This window comes from Polymorphospora sp. NPDC050346, from assembly GCF_040655695.1.
Taxonomy (GTDB): Bacteria; Actinomycetota; Actinomycetes; order Mycobacteriales; family Micromonosporaceae; genus Polymorphospora; species Polymorphospora lycopeni.
This window is the reverse complement of record NZ_JBFAKM010000035.1, coordinates 34,337-54,330: the sequence shown is the minus strand read 5'-3', so window position 1 is coordinate 54,330 and position 19,994 is coordinate 34,337. Positions and strand designations below refer to the sequence as shown.

16 protein-coding genes are annotated in these 19,994 nt (G+C 72.0%); 6 read left to right on the top strand and 10 right to left on the bottom strand.

Annotation, left to right across the window (positions count from 1 at the left end):
- Positions 1-6: 6 nt before the first annotated feature.
- Complete coding sequence (locus AB0I42_RS28620; RefSeq protein WP_357541969.1) at positions 7-771, bottom strand: ferritin-like domain-containing protein; 765 nt, start codon at positions 769-771, stop codon at positions 7-9.
- Positions 772-1,006: 235 nt separating this feature from the next.
- Between AB0I42_RS28620 and AB0I42_RS28615 the strand changes: the two genes are divergently transcribed.
- The 4 genes from AB0I42_RS28615 to AB0I42_RS28600 all read left to right on the top strand — a co-directional run bounded on the left by AB0I42_RS28615 (position 1,007) and on the right by AB0I42_RS28600 (position 5,690).
- Positions 1,007-2,353 (top strand): MFS transporter, encoded by a 1,347-nt coding sequence (locus tag AB0I42_RS28615; RefSeq protein WP_357541967.1) that lies wholly within the window; start codon positions 1,007-1,009, stop codon positions 2,351-2,353.
- A 90-nt stretch (positions 2,354-2,443) separates the two neighbouring features.
- Positions 2,444-3,403 carry a thiamine pyrophosphate-dependent dehydrogenase E1 component subunit alpha gene (locus tag AB0I42_RS28610; protein ID WP_357541966.1) on the top strand — a complete coding sequence of 320 codons (960 nt, stop codon included), beginning with the start codon at positions 2,444-2,446 and terminating at the stop codon, positions 3,401-3,403.
- Positions 3,400-4,371: a transketolase C-terminal domain-containing protein gene (locus tag AB0I42_RS28605; protein WP_357541964.1), complete on the top strand. Its 972-nt coding sequence runs from the start codon at positions 3,400-3,402 to the stop codon at positions 4,369-4,371. Before AB0I42_RS28610 ends, AB0I42_RS28605 begins: the two co-directional genes overlap by 4 nt.
- Positions 4,368-5,690: an aminotransferase class III-fold pyridoxal phosphate-dependent enzyme gene (locus AB0I42_RS28600; RefSeq protein WP_357541962.1), complete on the top strand. Its 1,323-nt coding sequence runs from the start codon at positions 4,368-4,370 to the stop codon at positions 5,688-5,690. Before AB0I42_RS28605 ends, AB0I42_RS28600 begins: the two co-directional genes overlap by 4 nt.
- A gap of 33 nt (positions 5,691-5,723) precedes the next feature.
- Here AB0I42_RS28600 and AB0I42_RS28595 read toward each other — a convergent pair whose 3' ends face one another.
- A complete protein-coding gene (locus AB0I42_RS28595) occupies positions 5,724-6,326 on the bottom strand; it encodes an XRE family transcriptional regulator (protein WP_357541960.1) in 603 nt (200 codons plus the stop codon).
- Positions 6,327-6,371: 45 nt separating this feature from the next.
- On the opposite strand from AB0I42_RS28595, the gene AB0I42_RS28590 reads away from it, so the two are divergent.
- Positions 6,372-6,887 (top strand): N-acetyltransferase family protein, encoded by a 516-nt coding sequence (locus AB0I42_RS28590; protein ID WP_357541958.1) that lies wholly within the window; start codon positions 6,372-6,374, stop codon positions 6,885-6,887.
- 384 nt (positions 6,888-7,271) lie between these two features.
- Positions 7,272-11,609: a discoidin domain-containing protein gene (locus tag AB0I42_RS28585; protein ID WP_357541956.1), complete on the top strand. Its 4,338-nt coding sequence runs from the start codon at positions 7,272-7,274 to the stop codon at positions 11,607-11,609.
- A gap of 96 nt (positions 11,610-11,705) precedes the next feature.
- Here the strand turns inward: AB0I42_RS28585 and AB0I42_RS28580 are convergent, their stop codons facing one another.
- From AB0I42_RS28580 to AB0I42_RS28545, 8 genes are all read right to left on the bottom strand, one after another.
- Positions 11,706-12,347: a DUF47 family protein gene (locus AB0I42_RS28580; protein ID WP_357529211.1), complete on the bottom strand. Its 642-nt coding sequence runs from the start codon at positions 12,345-12,347 to the stop codon at positions 11,706-11,708.
- Positions 12,341-13,288 carry an inorganic phosphate transporter gene (locus AB0I42_RS28575; RefSeq protein WP_357541954.1) on the bottom strand — a complete coding sequence of 316 codons (948 nt, stop codon included), beginning with the start codon at positions 13,286-13,288 and terminating at the stop codon, positions 12,341-12,343. Before AB0I42_RS28575 ends, AB0I42_RS28580 begins: the two co-directional genes overlap by 7 nt.
- Positions 13,289-13,382: 94 nt before the next feature.
- Positions 13,383-15,020: a right-handed parallel beta-helix repeat-containing protein gene (locus AB0I42_RS28570; protein WP_357541952.1), complete on the bottom strand. Its 1,638-nt coding sequence runs from the start codon at positions 15,018-15,020 to the stop codon at positions 13,383-13,385.
- 39 nt (positions 15,021-15,059) lie between these two features.
- The gene (locus AB0I42_RS28565) at positions 15,060-16,640 is read right to left on the bottom strand and encodes a hypothetical protein (RefSeq protein WP_357541950.1); all 1,581 of its coding nucleotides are present in this window, start codon (positions 16,638-16,640) and stop codon (positions 15,060-15,062) included.
- A complete protein-coding gene (locus AB0I42_RS28560) occupies positions 16,637-17,452 on the bottom strand; it encodes a carbohydrate ABC transporter permease (protein WP_357541948.1) in 816 nt (271 codons plus the stop codon). The genes AB0I42_RS28565 and AB0I42_RS28560 overlap by 4 nt, the downstream gene beginning before the upstream one ends.
- Positions 17,449-18,402 (bottom strand): sugar ABC transporter permease, encoded by a 954-nt coding sequence (locus AB0I42_RS28555; RefSeq protein ID WP_357541946.1) that lies wholly within the window; start codon positions 18,400-18,402, stop codon positions 17,449-17,451. The genes AB0I42_RS28560 and AB0I42_RS28555 overlap by 4 nt, the downstream gene beginning before the upstream one ends.
- A complete protein-coding gene (locus tag AB0I42_RS28550) occupies positions 18,399-19,211 on the bottom strand; it encodes an inositol monophosphatase family protein (RefSeq protein WP_357541944.1) in 813 nt (270 codons plus the stop codon). Before AB0I42_RS28550 ends, AB0I42_RS28555 begins: the two co-directional genes overlap by 4 nt.
- Entirely contained in the window at positions 19,208-19,906 is a 699-nt protein-coding gene (locus AB0I42_RS28545) for a glycerophosphodiester phosphodiesterase family protein (protein ID WP_357541942.1), read from the bottom strand. The genes AB0I42_RS28550 and AB0I42_RS28545 overlap by 4 nt, the downstream gene beginning before the upstream one ends.
- Between the last annotated feature and the right edge of the window lie 88 nt (positions 19,907-19,994).

Below are 19,994 nucleotides of genomic sequence, written 5' to 3'. Positions count from 1 at the left end.
TGATCTTCATCCGTGTTCACCTCCCCTCGTGAACTCCACACCGGCGGCGCGCAACCGGGCGCGGTGCCGGCGGACGAACCAGGCCTTGATCCGCTTCGGGTCGCGGCCGGTCAGCGCACCGCACTTGGCGGAGATGCTGTCGAGAGAGGTGATGTTGAAGCCCAGGTCGTGCCACTCCTGGCCGTGTTCGCGCCAGAGTTCGGCGCCCTGGCGGGTCTTGGAGACCCGGGCGAGGTAGTTCAGGCCGATGGCGATGTGGTGGATCTCGTCGCCGCGGACGGCCTCGTAGAGCCGGCCGAGCGGGTCGCCGGCGAAGATCTCCTGGAACAGGATGAACTCGTCGGCCGCCAGCCCTTCGAGGATGGTGTGCACCAGCGCCCGCCCCATGTGCGGCAGGCTGACCAGCATCTCGTTGAGCGGTTCCACCGTCTCCGGGGCGTCCGGTTCCGGCTCGCCGCCGATCGCCTTGGCGTACTGGTAGAAGGCGTCGGCGTGCCGGGCCTCGTCGGCGGTGGCCAGGGCCAGGCTGAAGCGCAGCGGCGCGTCCTCGGTGTGGGTCGCCAGGGTGGCGGCGGCGACCAGGCCGGCCTGTTCGGCGTAGTAGCCGCGCGACGCGACCCGCCACGCGGACTCGGTGCGGTCCCAGTCCTTGCGGCGCATGGCGTCGCCGATGATGTCGGTCGCGCGCCAGGACTTCTTGTCGCGGGTCGCGCCGAAGATGCGGTAGGCGGCGGCGTCGCTGTCGAGTTCGTCTGCGCGGTGAAGTGCCATGACTGCTCCAGTGCGGTGCGAGCGGACCTTGGGACCGTGACCCGCCGGCGTGATGCCGGCCGACCCGTGGCGCCGCATGTCCTGCCCGTGGCCGGGCCCGTGACGCGCCTCGATGAGGCGAAACACGCAGCCGGCCACTCTCCGCCCGGAGATTGACCAAACTAACTGGCCCTACGGACCGCGTCAAGGCTGCTACTCGCGGTCAGCGTGACCCGGGTCGAACTAAGCTGCGTCGATGGCAACCCGCCGCAGACCCTGGTCCCGTACGGCCGGTCACGGGCTCGGATCGCTCGTCACCGCGCACGGTGTCGGCGTGGTCGGCACCCAGATCACCGCGCTGGCCCTGCCCACCCTCGCGATCCTCCACCTGGGAGCGTCGCCGCTGGCCGCGAGCGTGCTCTTCGCGCTGGAGTTCGGGGCACAGGCGTTCGCCGCGCCGGTGCTCGGCGTGCTGGTCGACCGGGCCCGGTCGCCCCGCCGGCTGCTGATCCTGGCCAGCCTCGGCTACGGCCTGGCCGTCCTGCTGGTGCCGGTCGCCGCCGTCGGCGGCCTGCTCTCGCTGGTGCTGCTCGGCGCCGTCGCGGTCGTGACCGGGGTGCTCGGCGGGCTGATCACCATCGGGCTGCAGGCCGTGGTACCGGTGCTCGTGCCGCGCGACAAGCTGGTCGCGGCGAACTCCGCGATGGCCGGGGCCCGGTCGGTCGGGCAGGTGGCGGGGCCGGCCGTCGCCGGAACGCTGGTGCAGTGGTGGGGCGCGGCGGCGGCGATGGGCGTGGACGCGGGCACCCGGGTGCTGTCCATCCTCGCCTTCGCCACGATGCGTCCCTCCCGCGAGGCGCTGGCCCGCCGGTCCGCCGAGGCGTCCGGCATGGTCCGGGCGCTGCGCGACGGCGTCGCGGTGCTGCGCGGCCAGCCCCTCCTGGTACGGATCGCGGTCACCGCCGCGGCGCTCAACTTCGGCGGCTCCGCGCTCGGCGCGCTCTACCTCGTCTTCGCCTACCAGGAACTGCACCTGTCGCCGGGCCTGGTCGGGGCCGCCTACGTGGTCAACAGCGTGGCGTCGCTGGTGGCGGTCGGGACGGCCGGGTGGGTCATCCGCAGGCTGCGGATGGTGCGGGTGGTGCCGTTCTTCGCCCCGCTGGCCGGGGCCGCCCTGTTCCTGATCCCGGCCGCCGCGATCGCCCCGCCGTTCGCCGCCCTGGTCGCCTACGAGGCGGTCTTCGGCTACTGCGCGACGGTGTGGTTCATCGCCACCGCCACCCTCCAGCAGTCGCTGGTGCCGACCCACCAGCTGGGCCGGGTGATCGCGATGAGCCGGACGATCGGCGCGCTGGCCATCCCGGTCGGCGCGCTGCTCGGCGGGGCGCTGGCCCAGTGGTGGGGCATGGTCCCGACCCTGCTCGCCTTCGCCGCCGCGGCGCTGGCCGGCACCGGCGCGAGCATCGTACGGAACACCCGGTTCGGCACAATGATGCCGACATCGGTCGATGATCGGCCCACCGAGAGTGGCACTAACGCGCCATCCTCTGAGGTTTTGTTGACAGCCGAGCCGACCAGCCCGAAAGCTGGCTCCAGCAGTTAGTCACGAGCCGTACGGCGTACCCGGCGTCCTGCGTTTCCTCCGCCCGGAACCGCACCACGCAAGCCAACGAACTCCTGACGGGACCGCACCATGGATCTGTTGTCCGCATACCGCGCCATGCTCGAAATCCGACTCTTCGAAGAGGGCGTGCTGCGGTTGGCCGGGCAGGGGCTCGTGCCCGGCGCGACACATCCCTACACCGGCCAGGAGGCCGTCGCCGTCGGCGTGCTCGCCGCCCGCCGGCCCGACGAGTGGGTGGTCAGCTTCTACCGCTGCCACGGTCACGCGCTCGCCGCCGGCAGCCCGCCCGAGCCGTTGTTGCGCGAGATCCTCGGCCGCGACGGCGGGGTGTGCGGCGGCAAGTCCGGCTCGATGCACCTCGCCGACCGGGCCAACCACCTGCTCGGGTCGACGTCGATCGTCGCGGCCCAGCTCCCGATCGCGGCCGGCGCGGCGATGTCCGCGAAGCTCGACGGCGCCGGCCGGGCCGTGATCGTCTTCTGTGGCGACGGGGCGCTGAGCGCCGGTGGCGCGTACGAGACCCTGATGATCGCCGCCGCGCAGCGGCTGCCGCTGCTCGTGGTCTGCGAGGACAACGGCTGGCAGGACCGCACCGCCAGCCCGCTGGTGCGCCACCTCACCCCGACCGAACTCGTCCGTGGCCTGCGGCTGCCGCACGTCGAGGTCGACGGCAACGACGTCGAGGCGGTGCACGAGGCCGCCACCGGCGCGCTCGCCGCCTGCCGGGACGGCGGCGGGGTCGGGGTGCTGGTCGCCCACACCTACCTGCGGCACTTCCACTCCCAGCTGGGTCCACGGCCGCCGGCGGAATACCGCCCGGCGGCCGAACGCGAACGCTGGCTGGCCCGCGACCCGCTGACCGTCGCCGCCGATCGGATCACCGCCGACCTGACCGCGCTGCGCGCCGAGGTCGCCGCCGAGACGGACGCGCTGATCCGCCGGGTGGTCGACGCCGGCGGGCCCGACCCGGCGACCGCCGGGACCGGGATCACGGTCACCGGCGACGCGCTGATCGGCGCGGCCCGGTGAGCCGCCCGCACCCGATCGGGGCGGCGGTCCGCGACGCGCTGACCGCCCAGCCGACGATGAGCATGTTCTGCACCTACCAGCAGGACGACCTGGTCGCGCGGTACGGCGGCGACCGGATGGTCCGGATGCCGATCGCCGAGAACGCGATGCTGGGCATGGCGCTCGGGATGGCCCTGACCGGCCGGCGGGTGCTGGTCAGCATCGCCCGGATCGCTTTCCTCTACAGCGCCTTCGACCAGCTGGTCAACCAGGTCACCACCTGGCGCTACATGTCGGGCGGGCAGTTCTCGGTGCCGTTGGTCGTCCGTGGCTTCAGCCGGGGCGGCGAGCACCTCGGCGCCCAGCACGAGCACGCCCCGTACGGGCTGCTGAGCCGCATCCCCGGCCTGGTGGTCGCCGTACCCGGCTCGCCGAACTCGCTCGCCGGCCTGCTGCGGACCGCGCTGACCCATCCCGACCCGGTGGTCGTGCTGGAGTCGCCGCTGCTGTTCACCCCGGACTGGGCGGAGTTGCCCGAGCCCGAGCCGTCGCCGGCCGCGCTGCCGTTCGGGGTCGCCGGGCTGGCCCGGGGCGGCGCCGACCTGACGATGGTCGGCATCGGCAACACGGTCGCCGCCTGCCTGCGCGCCGCCGACCGGCTGGCCGGGCAGGGCGTCGACGCCCGGGTGGTCGACCTGCGTACGGCGGCACCGCTGGACCGCGACGGGGTGGCCGCGATGGTCCTGCCGGACCGGCCGGTCCTGCTCGTCGACGAGGAGCCGCGCTCCGGGTCGGTGATGACCGACCTCGCCCTGCACCTGGTCCAGACCGGGGCGGCCGACCCCGGGCGGATCGACCTGATCACCGGCGCCCCGGTGCCGGCGCCGGTCAGCCCCACCCTGCTCGCTCCCCTGCTGCCCGACGTGGACCGGATCGTCGACGCGGCCCTGCACAGTTTCGCCCCCGACCTGCGAAGGAAGAACCCATGATCGAAAGCAGCGGGTACGCCGTCTGGCACGGCCTGACCCCGATGGGCGAGTTCCTGCGCGACAACGATCCGGACATGTTCCTGGTCAGCGGGGCGGACAGCCACGTGGTCGACGCCGGCGGCCGGCGCTACCTCGACGCCCGGTCGTCGATGTGGAACGTCACCCTCGGCTACTCCTGCGAGCCGGTGAAGCGGGCGATGGCCCGCCAGCTCGACGTGCTGCCGTCCGGCACCGTGATGCGCTACGAGCACCCGCCGCAGTCCACCGTGGACTATGCCGCCGCGCTCGCGGCCACCCTGCCGGCGCCGCTGCGGCACATCCGGTTCGGCAACACCGGCAGCCAGATGACCGAGTCGGCGGCGATGCTGTCCCGGTTCTACCGGCGGATGACCGGCGAAACCGACCGGCACACCGTGATCGCCCTGCACAGCGCCTACCACGGCACCGGCCCGCTGGCGACGGCGCTGACCGACGAGCCGGTCCTGCACGACTACTCCGCGCCGGTCGACCAGCACGTCGTGCACGTCACCACCCCGCCGCCGGTGTCGTGCGAGCCCGGCGCCTGCACCGGTGGGTGCATCCGGCCGGTTCTCGACGCGATCGAGTCGGTCGGCACCGAGCACGTCACGGCGGTCATGTTCGAGCCGGTCTCCGGCACCTCGTTCCTTCCGGCGCCGCCGCACTACCTGGAGACGCTGATCGTCGAGTGCCGGCGGCGCGGCATCCACACCATCGCCGACGAGGTGACCACCGGCGCCGGCCGGGTCGGCGCGATGACGTACATCGAGCGGCTGACCGAGGTGCCGGACATGCTGGTGCTCGGCAAGGGGCTGAGCGCCGGCTACTTCCCGCTGGCCGTGCTCGCCGTCGGGTCGCACGTCTTCGACGCGCTGACCCACCCGCCGGTGCGGCTCGGTTTCCCCAACGGCTCCACCACCGACGGCCACCCGCTCGGGGCGGCGGCCGGGCTGGCCGTACTCGACGTCCTCACCGCCGACGGCTTCTTCGACGGCGTACGGCGGCGCAGCGCCGACCTGGTCGCGATGCTGGCCGCGGCGGCGGAGTCGGAGCCGCGGCTGGGCGCCGTACGCGGCGAGGGGATGCTGCTCGGCATCGAACTGATCGACGAGAACGGCGAGCCGTGGCGGGTGCGGGAGGTGAACCGGTTCCGGCTGGCCTGCCGTGACCAGGGGCTGCTGACCAGCTATTCGCTCGGAGTGCTGCCGCTGCTGCCCCAGCTCACCATCAGCGAGGCCGACTGCCGTGAGCTGGTCGACCTGCTGCTCAAGGCGCTGGCGGCGTACCAACCGGGCGCCTGACGCCCACCGGCCCGCCCGGATGCCCGGCCGCTGTCAGGCGGCCGGGTCCGCCGGTCCGTCCGGGCGGGCACGCGCGGTCCGGGGTCGCATGATCAGTGCCGCCACGTGGTAGGAGCACGGCCCGGTGCCGGGGTTGGCGTAGGCGTGCGGGGTGTCGGCGGCGAAGTAGACGGAGTCACCGGCCCGCAGGTCGACCACCCGGTCGGTGAGGCTCAGCCGTAGGGTGCCGTGCTCGACCGCCACGAACTCGTGGGAGCCGGGCGCGTAGGCGGGGAACTCGCCGGCGTCGCAGCCGGCGGGCAGGGTGGTGCGTATCCACTCGAAGTTCACTCCGGGCACCACGGGGCTGACGATGGTCCGCCGCCATCCGCCGGGTTCCTCGACCGTGTCCTGTTCGGTGGCGCGGCGGACGACGACGCGTACGTGCTCGGCCTCGGTGACGAGGTCGGCCAGGCTGGTGCCGAGCCCGTCGGCGATGCGGGCGAGGACCACGACGGTCGGCACCTTCTGGCCGCGTTCGACCGAGGACAGCATGCTCACGCTCACCTCGGCCGCGTCGGCCACCTCGGCGAGGGTCATGCCCCGGTCGCGGCGCAGTTCCTGGACCCGGGCGCCCAGCTTCACCAGATCGAGCATTTCACTATAATAGCGTTCCATTTCACTATAGAGAAATGAGACGCCGTGTCGACGCCGCCAGCGACCATCCGCCCCGCCACTTCGGCCGATCTCACCGCGGTCGCCGAGATCATGAAGCACTACGTCGAGCAGACCGTCGCCACCTTCACCGAGACCCCGCCGACCGCCGGCGAGTGGTCCCGACTGCACGGGGACCTGGCGGCCCGGGGTCTCCCCTTCCTCGTCGCGCAGGCCGGCGGGGACGTGGTCGGCTTCGCCTATGCCGGCCCGTGGCGACCGAAGTCGGCCTACCGGCACACGGTGGAGGACACCGTCTACCTCGCACCGACCGCGACCGGCCACGGCATCGGCAAGGCCCTGCTGTCGGAACTGGTCAGCCGGGCCACCGCAGCGGGCTGCCGGCAGATGATCGCGGTCATCGCCGACACCGGCGACCCCTCCTCGGCCGCACTGCACCGCCGGCTGGGGTTCGTCGACGCGGGCCGGCTCCGGGCGGTCGGCTTCAAGCACGGCCGGTGGATCGACACCCTGCTGCTCCAGCGGGAACTGACCGCGCCCTAGACATCCATCGACATCACGCCGTTGACGCCTCCGTAGCACGTCGGTAAAGTTCGCCCCCAAGCAACGAAAGATTCAAACAAAGCCATGCTTGTTTCAAAGCAGGCTGGCGCAATTTTCCACGCGGACACCCACGGTGACCGCCCCTCTCCTCCGTCCCGGACAAGGCCCGGTGATGCCTTCGGCTGCCGTACGCACCGGCTGGTCGCCCCCACCCCGGCCCCGGGGGTGCCCACCGGCCCACCCAGCACCGCACCCATCCCGCCCGTGAACACCATCCGGTCCCGCTCGCCGTTCGCGGCCCACCCCGGCCCCGCGCCGGCACACCCCCGCGCCCGTGGCCCCCGCGCCACCGGCCGAACCGTCCCGACAGCGAAAAGGACAGTGATGAGAAGATCCGCTCTGATCAGGGCGGTGGCGACAGCGGTCGCGGCCGCCGTGATCGCCACCGTGGGAGGCACCGCCGTGGCACACGCGGCCGGCGGCCCCAACCTCGCGCTCGGCAAGACCGCCGCCGCGAGCTCGACCAACGGCCAGAACCCGGCCGGCAACCTCAACGACGGCAACGCCGGCAGCTACTGGGAGAGCACCAACAACGCCTTCCCGCAGTGGGCCCAGATCGACCTCGGCGCCAGCACCGGAGTCGACCAGGTCGTGCTGAAGCTGCCGCCGGGCTGGGGCACCCGCACCCAGACCCTGGCCGTGCAGGGCAGCCAGGACGGGGTCAGCTTCGCCAACATCACCACGCCGCAGGGCCACGTCTTCAACCCGGCCAGCGGCAACACGGTGACCATCGACTTCCCGGCGACCAATACCCGATTCGTCCGGGTCCACATCACCGCCAACACCGGCTGGTCTGCCGGGCAGCTCGCCGAACTCGAGGTCTACGGCACCACGACCGGCTCGACCACCAACCTCGCCCAGGGCCGCCCCACCACCGAGAGCGGTCACGCCGACGTCTACGCCTCGTCTCGGGCGGTCGACGGCAACCAGAGCACCTACTGGGAGAGCACCAACCACTCCTTCCCCGAGTGGCTGACCGTCGACCTCGGCACCGCCACCGCCATCGACCGGGTCGTGCTCAAGCTGCCGACCGCCGGCTGGAACACCCGTACCCAGACGCTGAACGTGCAGGGCAGCACCAACGGGTCGACGTTCACCGACGTGGTCGCGTCCCGTACGTACACGTTCGACCCGGCCGTGGCCGGCAACTCGGTGACCATCACCTTCAACCGGACCACCACCCGCTACGTCCGGATCAACATCACCGCGAACAGCGCCTGGCCGGCCGGGCAGCTGTCCGAGGTCGAGATCTACGGCCCCGGCGGCGGCACCGACACCACCCCGCCGAGCGTGCCGGGCACCCTGTCCTACACCGCCTCCGGCACGACGATCACCCTGAACTGGGGTGCGTCGACCGACAACGCCGGCGGCAGCGGCCTGGCCGGCTACGACATCTACCGCAACGGCGCCCTGGTCCACAGCGTCGGCACCGTCACCACCTGGGCCGACACCCAGCCGGTGGCGGCGACGGTCAGCTACTACGTACGGGCCCGCGACAACGCCGGCAACCGGTCGGGCAACAGCAACACGGTGACCCGTACCGGCACCGACAGCATCCCGCCCACCGTGCCGGGCACCCTGTCGCACAGCACCTCGGGCAACACCATCACGCTGAACTGGGGTGCCTCCACCGACACCGGCGGCAGCGGGCTGGCCGGCTACAACGTCTACCGTGACGGCAACCTGATCGCGACGCTGGGCACCGTGCTGACGTACCAGGACAGCCAGCCGCCGACGGCGACCGTCTCCTACCAGGTCCGGGCCCGCGACGGCGCCGGCAACCTGTCCGCGTTCGGCAACACCACCACCCGTACCGGCAGCCAGCCGCCGACGTGTGTCAACGTCGCGCAGGGCAAGACCATGACGGCGAGCGGGTCGACGTTCACCTTCACGCCGGACAAGGCCAACGACGGCCAGCTCGGCACCTACTGGGAGGGGGGCGGCGGCTACCCGCAGAACCTGACCGTGGCGCTGGGCGCCAACCACGCCGTCACCGCGGTCACCGTCAAGCTGAACCCGGACCCGTCCTGGGGCACCCGTACCCAGAACTTCCAGATCCTCGGCCGCGACCAGGCGGCGACCACCTACACCAGCCTGGTGCCCGCCGCGAACTACCAGTTCGTCCAGGGCAACAACGTCGTACGCGTTCCGGTCACCGCGACCACCGCGGACGTGCAGTTGCGGTTCAACTCCAACAGCGGCGCCCCGGCCGGTCAGGTGGCCGAGCTGGAGGTGTGCGGCACCCCGGCGCCGAACCCGGACCTGACCGTGACGAACGTGTCGTGGACCCCGGCGTCGCCGTCGGAGACGACCAACCTGAGCCTGACCGCCACGGTCAACAACACCGGTGACCGGGTGTCCGGCAACACCCGGCTGGACTTCCTGCTGGGCGGCGTGGTGAAGGCCAGCGCCGACATCGGCCCGATCGCCGCCGGCGGTTCGCTGCCGGTCAGCCGGGCCATCGGCACCCTGGCCCAGGGCTCCTACACCGTCAGCGCCCGGGTCGACCCGGCCAACACCGTCGTCGAGCAGAACGAGGGCAACAACACCGGCGCCAACCCGACGCCGCTGGTCGTCGCCCAGGCGCCCGGACCCGACCTGCAGGTGCTCGCCGTCACGTCCAACCCGCCGAACCCGGCGGTCGGGGCGGCGGTCTCGTTCACCGTCGCGGTCAACAACCGTGGCACCACCGGCGCGGCCGCCGGCACGGTCACCCGGCTGACGGTGGGCGGCACGACGCTGAACGGCACCACCCCGGCCGTGGCAGCCGGCGCGACGGTCATCGTGGCGATCAGCGGCACCTGGACCGCGACCAGCGGCGGGGCGACGATCACCGCGACCGCCGACGCCACCAACACGGTCACCGAGACCAACGAGGGCAACAACACCCTCACCCGGTCGATCGTGGTCGGTCGCGGTGCCGCCGTGCCATGGGTGTCGTACGAGGCCGAGGACGCCAACTACCAGGGTGTCCTGCTGCAGGCCGACCCGCTGCGCACCTTCGGGCACACCAACTTCGCCACCGAGTCGTCCGGCCGCGAGTCGGTGCGGCTCAACAGCACCGGCCAGTTTGTCGAGTTCACCTCCACGAACCAGGCCAACTCGATCGTGGTCCGCAACTCGATCCCGGACGCCGCGAACGGCGGCGGCATCGAGGCCACGATCAGCCTCTACGTCAACGGCACGTTCAACCGGAAGCTGACCCTGTCGTCGCGGCACAGCTGGCTGTACGGCAACACCGACGACCCGGAGGGGCTGACGAACACCCCGCAGGCCGACGCCCGGCGGCTGTTCGACGAGTCGAACGCGCTGCTGGGGCAGTCGTACCCGCCCGGCACCCGGTTCAAGTTGCAGCGCGACGCCGGTGACACCGCCTCCTTCTACATCATCGACTTCGTCGACCTGGAGCAGGTGGCGCCGCCGTCGAGCAAGCCGGCCGAGTGCACGTCGATCACCGAGTACGGCGCGGTGCCCAACGACGGTCTCGACGACACCGCCGCCCTGCAGCGGGCGGTGACCGACGACCAGAACGGTGTCATCAGCTGCGTGTGGATCCCGCCGGGCCAGTGGCGGCAGGAGCAGAAGATCCTGACCGACGACCCGCTGAACCGGGGCACCCACAACCAGGTCGGCATCCGCAACGTCACCATCCGCGGCGCCGGGATGTGGCACTCCCAGCTCCACACGCTGACCGAGCCGCACCTGGTGGTCGGCGGCATCAACCACCCGCACGAGGGCAACTTCGGGTTCGACATCGACGACAACACCCAGATCTCCGACATCGCGATCTTCGGCTCGGGCCGGATCCGGGGCGGGCCGGGTGGTGCCGAGGGCGGCGTCGGCCTGAACGGGCGGTTCGGCAAGAACACCCGGATCAGCAACGTCTGGATCGAGCACGCCAACGTCGGTGCCTGGGTCGGACGTGACTACAGCAACATCCCCGAGTTGTGGAACCCTGGCGACGGGCTGGAGTTCAGCGGGATGCGGATCCGCAACACGTACGCCGACGGCATCAACTTCTCCAACGGCACCCGCAACTCGCGGGTCTTCAACTCCTCGTTCCGCACCACCGGCGACGACGCCCTGGCGGTCTGGGCCAACCCGTACGTCAAGGACACGTCTGTCGACATCGGACACAGCAACCAGTTCCTCAACAACACCATCCAGCTGCCCTGGCGGGCCAACGGCATCGCCATCTACGGCGGCTACGACAACAAGATCGAGAACAACCTGGTCTACGACACCATGAACTACCCCGGCATCATGCTGGCGACCGACCACAGCCCGCTGCCGTTCTCCGGGCAGACGTTGATCGCCAACAACGGCCTCTACCGCACCGGTGGCGCCTTCTGGAACGAGGACCAGGAGTTCGGGGCGATCACGCTCTTCGCGGCGGGCCTGGACATCCCGGGCGTCACCATCCGGGACACCGACATCCACGACTCCACGTACGACGGCATCCAGTTCAAGACCGGCGGCGGGTCCATACCCAACGTCGCGATCACCAACGTACGCATCGACAAATCGAACAACGGTGCCGGCATCCTGGCGATGGGCGGTGCCCGCGGCAGCGCCCGGCTGACGAACGTGACCATCACCAACTCGGCCGACGGCAACATCGTCATCCAGCCGGGATCGGGCTTCACGATCACCGGTAGCTGATCTGGTTCCGGCGCCGGCCCGCAGAGGTCGGCGCCGGAACCGACCGGCCGTGCGGCGTGCTCCCACCCGGGACACACCGCACGGCCGGCGGTCCGGTTACTGGAACCGTTTGACCACGCCGTCGGCGAGCGCGTCGACGGCCGCAGCCAGGCTGGTGCCGGCCTGGTCCAGCCGGCCCAGCAACAGGGTGTCCCGCAGCGTGTCGGCGTCGACCGGCCCGCCCAGCAGGTCGGCGACCGCGTGCTGGTAGCGCGGCCGGACCCCCGGTTTCTTCGCCAGCAGCGCCTCGTCGGCGGCCCGCCTCGGCGCGGCGGGCAGCAGCCGTACCGCCTCGGACAGGTGGTCGACGCTGGCCGCCAGGGCGTCCAGCACCGGCGCGTACGCGGGACTCGGCGCCGCCTGGAACAGGTCGAACTCACGGACGAAGTCACGCAGCGCGTCCAGCACGTCGTCGACAGCCCGGGAGAGCCGGAAAAGGTCCTCCCGGTCGATCGGCGAGCTGACACTGCGCCGCAACCGCTTGACCAGCAGCGCCCGGCCGGCGTCGCCCTCGTGCTCGACGGCACCCATCCGCTGCCGGGCGACCGCCGGGGCCAGCTCGCCGGCCGCCGCCGACCGGGCCAGCCGTACCCCGGCCGCGGTCGCCGCCAGTTGCTCCACCACCAGGCTGGCCAGTGCCTGGTCGGTCCGCCCGGACAGGTCACGGACCAGGGCGGCGATCCGGCTGTCGGCTACCACCGCACGGACAGTGCGGCGCCGGCCGCGGCGGCGACCACCATCGCGGTGGGCAGCGTCAACAGCCACGCCGTCCCGAGTCGTAACACTGATCGCCATCGCACTCTCCTACTCTTCCTGGCCAGCCCGGTGCCGACCATGGCGCCGGACAGCGACTGGGTCATGCTCACCGGCGCGCCGAGCAGCGCGGTGCCGAGCACCACGCCGGCTCCGGTCGCCTCGGTGACCACCACGCTGTCGGTCCGCGACGCGGCCAGGCCGCCGCCGATGCTGGCCGCCAGCCGTTGCAGTCCGAAGACAGCGCCGAGCAGGAAACAGCCCGCGATCAGCGCCAGCGCGGCCGGTGAGGTGGCGTGTGCCGCCACGCCGCCGCCGTACAGGGCCGCGTAGACGGCGATCATCTTCTGCCCGTCGTTGGCGCCGTAGGCGACACAGGTCGCGGTGTACGCCCCGACGTGCAGCCAGCGGAGCCGGCGCCCGGCCCCCTCCGGTGCGGGCAGTACGGCCAGCAGCCGGCAGACCAGCAGCGCCACGAAGGCACCCGCGAACGGCGCCGCCGCGGCGGCCAGCAGCACCAGCCCGACCACGGTCCAGTCCACCGTGGCGCGGGTGCCGAGGCCGGCGCCGGAGATCCCGCCGATCAGTGCCAGGGTGAGGCTGGTGGGCAACCGGCGGAACGCGAGCACCCCGGTGACCAGCACCGCAGTGAGGATGCCGACCAGCAGCGGCCACTGCCGCCCGTCGTCGAAGGAGACCAGGCGTTCGTCGAGTGTGGTGGCGACGGCGACGCCGACCACGAGTGGTGCCGCCACCACCGTGGCGACCAGCACCAGCAGGCCGACCACGGGTCGGATTCCCCGGTTGCGCAGCCCGATGCCGACCAGTGCCCCGGCGTCGTTGTAGCCGGTGAAGGCGGCGAAGAGACCGGCGGCAATCAGCAGCATCGGTGCCCCGGGCGGTTCGTGCCGGCGGGCGGCGGGCGGTCGGCGCCGCCGGCCGGGTTGGCCGGCGGCGCCTCCGGTCGAAGGGTCGGCCCGGTCAGGTGGGTCCTCCCGGGTTGGTCGACGATCCGGTGCCGGCGTCGCTGGCCGCACCGCTCGGGCCGCCGTCCCGCAGGTCGTTGCCGGTGTACCAGGTGCCGGCGCAGGTGCTGGTGATCGAGATCCCGTACGCCGCCTCGTTGCCCGATCCGCGGCGGCGCACGGTGTTGCCGACGAGCGCCGTACGGTTGGCGTTGTTGCTCACCCGCAGCGAAGCGACGGTGCCGGCGGTACGGCCGGCGCCGAGCACGGTGTTGTCGCGGACCACGACGTCGGTGACCGCGTCGGTGACGCTCACCCCGTAGGTGGCGGAGTCCTTGAGGATGTTGTCGCTGACCCTGCTGTAATCGCTGCCGACGTGCACCACGACGCCCTCCCGGCCGGGGGTGGCGACGTTGTTGCCGCGTACCAGCGCGCGCGGTGACCGGTTGACCCGGATTCCGACGCCGTCGCAGCCGGTGACGATGTTGTTGGCGACGATCGCGCCGTCGGTCCGGTAGACGGCGATGCCCTCCATCCGTACGTCCTCGATCACGTTGCCGTCGACGACCAGGTGGCGGGTCCGCGACTCGTTCAGCCGGCCCACGCAGATCGCCGCGTCCGGCGGGCGGCCGGCCGCCTCGCTGACCCCGGCGAGGCGGCGTACGGTGTTGCCACGCACGATGATGTTGCCGCCGCTCTGGACACCGGCCGGGCCGATCTGGATGCCGCCACCGCCGCCGACGACCTGGTTTCCCTCGACGAGGGCGTCGAGCCAGTCGTAGAGGCGGATCGCCCACTCGGTGCAGCCCTCGGCATAGCTGGAGGTGACCCGCAGGCCGGTGTGCTGGTGGCCGTTGGGGCCACCGTGCGAGCCGACCATCCGGGGATAGGAGGGAAACTGGTCGGACGGGCCGCAATAGCAGCCGGTGAACTCGATGTCCTGGCAGCCGGTGTAGTCCGGGGCGCCGAAGAGCCCGAAGTGGCTGGGTCCGCCCGCGTAGTCCATCTGTACGGCCTCGGAGTAGCCGCGGTTGCCGTCCGGGTCGGAGAACCCCTCGAAGCGGCAGTTGACGATCCGTACGTTCTTCATCCCGTTGACCTCGATGGCGTGGTGCCGCTGCACGTCGAGGACCCGCAGGTCGTAGAGGCTGACGTTCTCGCCGTGACTGAGGCCGAACCCGGCGCCGCTCGCGGCGACCTGTCCCGCGTTGACGTCCCAGACGCCGCCGCGGATGACGATGTTCGACTCGCCGTTGTAGGCGGTCGCGGTGAAGTCGCCGAGTACGCCGTTGCCCATCAGGCACGGGCCGGCGATCCGCCGGACCACGGTGGTCGCGGTGGCCAGCACGGTGGTGCCGGAGTAGACGGTGAGCATCGTCGACACCGGGTAGGTGCCGGGCGGCAGGAAGACGATGCCGCCCTTGCCGGCGGTCAGCGCGGCCTGGATGGCGGCGGTGTCGTCGCCGGTGCCGTCGCCGACCGCGCCGTGGTCGCGTACGTCGACGACGAGCGAGCCCGCCGGCACGAACGGGGGGTTGGCGGCGGCCGGGGCGGCCAGGGCGGTGCCGCCGACGGCGGCGCCGGCCACGCCGGCGGTGGCCATTCTGAGCAGGTTGCGGCGGCGAAGGTCGCCGGTGTTGCGGGTCGCGTCCAAGCTGCACTCCTTCGTGGTGGGTCGGATGGAGCCGTCGGTCTACCGGGGCGGGCGCGGCGGCACCCGCATCCGGACGTTGCGGTCGGCGACCGAGCCGCCGGCACCCCACCGGCCGGCCCGTACACCGTCGTTGTAGGCGAGTTCGCGGTGCAGTGCGGCGAGCGCCGGCACCGACGCCGGGTCGAGATCGGGACCGGCGACGGCCGGGCTGTCGTGGTCGACCATGGTGCTGGTCAGGCAGCAGGTGCCGTCCGCCTCGACGGCCACCTCGATCAGCCGGGCCTGGCTCGGCCAGTCGGTGACCGCCGCGGTGGTCACCTCGTAGAGGCCGCCGCCGCCGGCGCGGAAGTGGGCGACGATCCGGTTGGTGTGGTGGTGGCCGTTGAGCCAGAGCACGACGTTGCGGCAGCGCAGCGCGATCCGCAGCAGTTCGTCGGCGAAGGCCCGTTCGGCGGGGCGGTCCGGGCAGACGCCGTACGCGTTGGTCATCGACTGGGAGGCGTGGTGCGAGGCGAGCACGACCAGTGGGTCGTCCGGGCCGTCGAGTCCGGCCAGTTCCGTTTCCAGCCAGGCGAGCTGGTCGCGGTCGACGCTGCCGTCCCAGTGGCCGTGCGGGTGGTTGGTGTCCAGGACCAGGACGCGCAGGCCGGGGACCGGGTCGTGACGGTAGTAGCCGGTGCCGTCCCGCTCGTTCGCCGGGGTGAAGCCGTGGCCGGCGGGGCGGGCGCCGGGGTGGCGGTGCGCGGCGACGAATCCGGCGGTGTCGACGAAGGCCCGGCCGGCGGCGGCGGTGACCGGTCGGGTCGGGCCGCCGAAGATCGGTGCCGGGTCGGTCAGCAGCGTCGCCAGTGCGTCGGGCAGGTCGAGTCCGTCCGGCAGCCGTACCGGTTTGCGGTCCCCGGTGACGAGCGTGGCGAGGGCGGCGTGGGCGGCGCTGGCGCCGCCGACCAGCAGGTCGTGGTTGCCGAGGCAGGCCAGCCACGGGTGTCCGAGGCCGGTGGAGACGAAGCCGCGCTCGGCGCGTTCGATCAGGCCGGGGTGGGTGGGGAAGCCCCAGCGCCGCTTGTACCGGTCGGTGCCGGGGTCGGGTCGCCAGTACCAGTCGTCGTCCCAGTCGGGTCGCTGCGGTCCGGCGTACCGGCCGTCGGGCAGCGGGACGACCGGTCCGCCGTCCAGCAGCGCCAGGTAGGCGGCGAGTTCGTTGGCCTGGGCGTTGTCGACGTTGTCGCCGGTCACCACGCAGAGGTCGACCGGCAGCCGGGCCAGGGTGTCCACCATCGCCGCCGCGGCGTGTGTACCGAGCAGTTCCTGGGGTCGGAAGACCCAGTCGACCGCCCCGCCCCAACTGGCCGTGCCGGCACCGGTTCGCATGGCGAAGTCCAGCCGGGCCGGTGAGCCGGGGTCGACGACGTGGAGGTCGGTGAGGTGGGCGAGGGTGGCCAGCACCCGCCGGCCCGGTCCGGGCGGTACGGCTGGCGCGAGGTCGGCGCGGGTCCGGTGTGGTTCGCCCGGTCCCGCCCGCAGTCCCCGGTAGGTTCCGTCGCTGCCGATTCCGAGGGTCGCGCCGGGGACCAGGACCCGTTCGGCGGTGGTCGCCGGCCTGGCGCGTTCCCCGGTCATCGCACGGCCCCGGCGGTGAGACCGCGCACGATGTTGCGCTGGAACGCGTAGATCATGATCAGCATCGGGATGATGGCGAGAGTGACGCCCGCAAAGATCAGGTTGGGCGACCGCTCCTCCAGCGAGTTGAGCTGGGCCAGGCCGATCTGCAGGGTCTGCATCTCCGGGGTGTTCGCGATCAGCAGCGGCCAGAAGTACTGGTTGTAGGTGCCGATGAACGAGTAGATCGCCAGGGTGCCGATCGCCGGCCGGGAGAGCGGGACCAGGATCTGCAGGACGAACCGCAGGTGTCCGCAGCCCTCCACCTTCGCCGCCTCGTGGATCTCCTTGGGAAAGGTGAGGAAGAACTGCCGCATCAGGAAGGTTCCGAATCCGGTGGCCAGGAACGGCACGATCAGCGCGGGGAAGGTGTTGACCAGGCCCCAGTCCGCCATCGTCAGGTAGTTCGGGATGATCGTCGCCTCGGCCGGGACCATCATGGTGGCCAGGAACATGCCGAACGCGACCCGGCGAAACGGGAACTCGACGAAGGCGAAGATGTACCCGGAGAGCACCGAGGTCGTCACCACCCCGGCCACCACGCAGAGCGAGACCAGGATGCTGTTGCCGTACTGCCGGACCAGCGGCACCGATTCGACGACGCCGCTGAAGCTTCCCCAGTTGAGCCCGCCGGGGAACAGGGCCGGCGGGAACCGGGTCAGCTCGGCCTGGCTCATGAACGCGCCGGCCACCGTGTAGTAGAGCGGGAAGACGACGATCGCGAGTAGCAGGCTCAGGCCGGCGAGGGTGCCGAACGTACGCAGCTTGCTCATCCGTAGTGCACCCTCCGCTGCAGGACCCGGAACTGGATCACGGTGATCAACATGACGAGCCCGAGCAGCACGACCGCCTGGACCGAGGCGAGGCCGTAGTCGCTGCCGCCGAAGGCGAACGCGGACTGGTAGAGGCTGTAGACCAGGGTGGTGGTGGCGCCGTCCGGGCCACCGCCGGTCAGGATGTTGATCTCGCCGAAGGTCTGCAGCGACGAGATGGTGGAGACCACCAGCAGGAAGAACATCGTCGGGGTGAGCAGCGGCAGCACGATCCGGCGCAGCAGCGTCCACCGGCCGGCGCCGTCGATGCGGGCCGCCTCCAGCACCTCGTCCGGAATGGCCTGCAGGCCGGCGGAGAAGACCAGCATCGCGTAGCCCAGGTCCCGCCAGACCGAGACCACCGCCAGGCTCGGCAGTGCGGTCGTCGGGTTGGTGAGCCACTCGACCACGGGCAGCCCCATCGAGCTGAGCAGCCCGTTGAACACCCCGACGCTCGGGCTGTAGAAGATGTCGAAGACGACCGCGGCCGCGGCCGCCGAGAAGGCGAACGGGGTCGCCATGAAGGTCCGGAAGAAGCTGATGCCGCGCACCTTGGCCTGTAGCGACAGGGCCAGGAGGAGGCCGAGCAGCAGGGTCGGGAGCACGGTGACGGTGGAGAAGAGCGCGGTGGTGAACAGCACCCGGCGCAGCCGGGGCTCGGTGAAGAACTCCACGTACCGGTCCAGGCCGACGAAGTCGGTGGTGGCGCCGAAGATGTCGGTGCCGTGGACGCTCAGCCAGAGGGTTCTGGCCAGCGGGTAGAAGACGAAGATCAGGTAGACGGCGGTGGAGGGCAGCAGGAACGCGACCGAGATCGCGATCTCCGCCGGCCGGTAGCGCCGCTTGCGGGTCGGCACGGCAACCGGGACCGGCGGGCGCGGGGCGGCCGGGGCCAGGGTCGGCGTGCTCATGTCGCCGCCGGCACTGGGTCCACCCAGGCGTGCCACAGCTCGTCGGCGACCGGGCCCGGTGCCACCAGTACGCCGTCCAGCGGCACCCCGTCGTGGTCGCCGCGCCGGTCCCGGACGACCGCGCCGGCCTCCCTGGCGATGAGCACGCCGGCCATCACGTCCCAGGCGTTGTAGTGGCCCGGCAGCACGGCACCGGCCGCCCGGCCCGCGCCGACCGTGGCCAGCGCCAGGGCGCACGAACCCATGATCCGGGTGGCGCCGTGCCGCGCCGAGATCCGCGGCAGGTAGTCGTACATGCCGGGCCAGGCGTCCTGTCGGGACCACTCGGTGAGCAGGATGCCGCCGGCGATCGAGGCGCCGGCCGCGCAGCGTACGGGCCGGCCGTCCAGGAAGGCGCCACCGCCGCGTACGGCGCTGAACACCTCGCCCCGGTAGACGTCGGCGACGACGCCGACGGCGGCACCGTGCTCGTCCGCGCCGGCCAGGCTGAACGCCACCCAGGGCACACCGTGCACGAAGTTGGTGGTGCCGTCGATCGGGTCGAGGTACCAGGTGACGGAGGGATCGGCCGGGCCGCCGTCGGCGCCGTACTCCTCGCCCACCACGGTGTGGTCCGGGAAGCGGGCCAGGAGTTCGGCGCGTACGTGCCGTTCGACCGCCCGGTCGAACGGGGTGACCCAGTCCCCGGCGTTGACCTTGGTCTCGGAGCGGGCCGGGTCGGGGTCGCCGGCCGCGATGGTCCGCACCGCCCAGCCGGCCAGCTCGACCGCGGCCCGGTGCCAGTCCGCGAGCTGTTCCGGGCCGCTCACCGGCCCACCTCCGCGACGCCGGCCAGCACCGGTGCGACCGCGGGCAGGTCGTTGGTGATCACGGCGTCGATCCCGAGCCGCAGCGCCCGCCGGGCCTGCGTCGCGTCGTCGACGCAGTACGTCCAGATCTGGTGGCCGAGTTCCCGGACCGCCCGGTACGTCTCGTCGCTCAGCCCTGCCCACCGCAGGTTGAGCGCGGCCGGCCGGATGGTGTCGAGCAGTTCCGGCGGTGGTGGCCGCTCCCCCGCCCAGGACAGGATGATCTCGGCGTCGGGCAGCACCCGACGGACCTCGCCGAGCACGCCGGGTTCCCCGATGAAACAGGACCGGGCAAGCGCGTCGTGCCGGCGGAGCACCTCGACGATCGTCGGGACCAGGTCGGGGTCCTTGCCGTCCACCACCAGTCGCAGGTCGACGGCGTCGGCGACCTCGCCCAGGGTGGGCAGCCTCGCCTCGGGTTCCTCCGCCGCCCGCAGTTCGCGCAGCTCGGCGAGGGTCAGTTCACCGACCAGCTCCGGACGGCCCCAGAACCGCTCCAGGGTCCGGTCGTGCAGCAGGACGGGATGTCCGTCACGGGTGGCCCGTACGTCGAACTCGACGGCTTCGGCGCCCTGGTCGCGGGCCAGAAGCAGCGATCCCACAGTGTTCTCCAGGCGGCGCGTCGGCGCTCCCCGGTGGCCTACCAGAGTCGGCACAGTGCAGCTCCTCTTATCAAGGGTTCGTACGCGGCCCACCGGCCGCCCGGTCGTACGGCCCGCCGGCCGCGCGGCGCGGCACGGCACA

Excerpts from the sequence above, each read along its gene's own strand:
- AB0I42_RS28600 (WP_357541962.1), top strand. The coding sequence starts at position 4,368 with ATGATCGAAAGCAGCGGGTACGCCGTCTGGCACGGCCTGACCCCGATG.
- AB0I42_RS28620 (WP_357541969.1), bottom strand. The coding sequence starts at position 771 with ATGGCACTTCACCGCGCAGACGAACTCGACAGCGACGCCGCCGCCTAC.
- AB0I42_RS28565 (WP_357541950.1), bottom strand. The coding sequence starts at position 16,640 with ATGACCGGGGAACGCGCCAGGCCGGCGACCACCGCCGAACGGGTCCTG.
- AB0I42_RS28560 (WP_357541948.1), bottom strand. The coding sequence starts at position 17,452 with ATGAGCAAGCTGCGTACGTTCGGCACCCTCGCCGGCCTGAGCCTGCTA.
- AB0I42_RS28610 (WP_357541966.1), top strand. The coding sequence starts at position 2,444 with ATGGATCTGTTGTCCGCATACCGCGCCATGCTCGAAATCCGACTCTTC.
- AB0I42_RS28595 (WP_357541960.1), bottom strand. The coding sequence starts at position 6,326 with ATGCTCGATCTGGTGAAGCTGGGCGCCCGGGTCCAGGAACTGCGCCGC.
- AB0I42_RS28575 (WP_357541954.1), bottom strand. The coding sequence starts at position 13,288 with ATGCTGCTGATTGCCGCCGGTCTCTTCGCCGCCTTCACCGGCTACAAC.
- AB0I42_RS28585 (WP_357541956.1), top strand. The coding sequence starts at position 7,272 with ATGAGAAGATCCGCTCTGATCAGGGCGGTGGCGACAGCGGTCGCGGCC.
- AB0I42_RS28555 (WP_357541946.1), bottom strand. The coding sequence starts at position 18,402 with ATGAGCACGCCGACCCTGGCCCCGGCCGCCCCGCGCCCGCCGGTCCCG.
- AB0I42_RS28615 (WP_357541967.1), top strand. The coding sequence starts at position 1,007 with ATGGCAACCCGCCGCAGACCCTGGTCCCGTACGGCCGGTCACGGGCTC.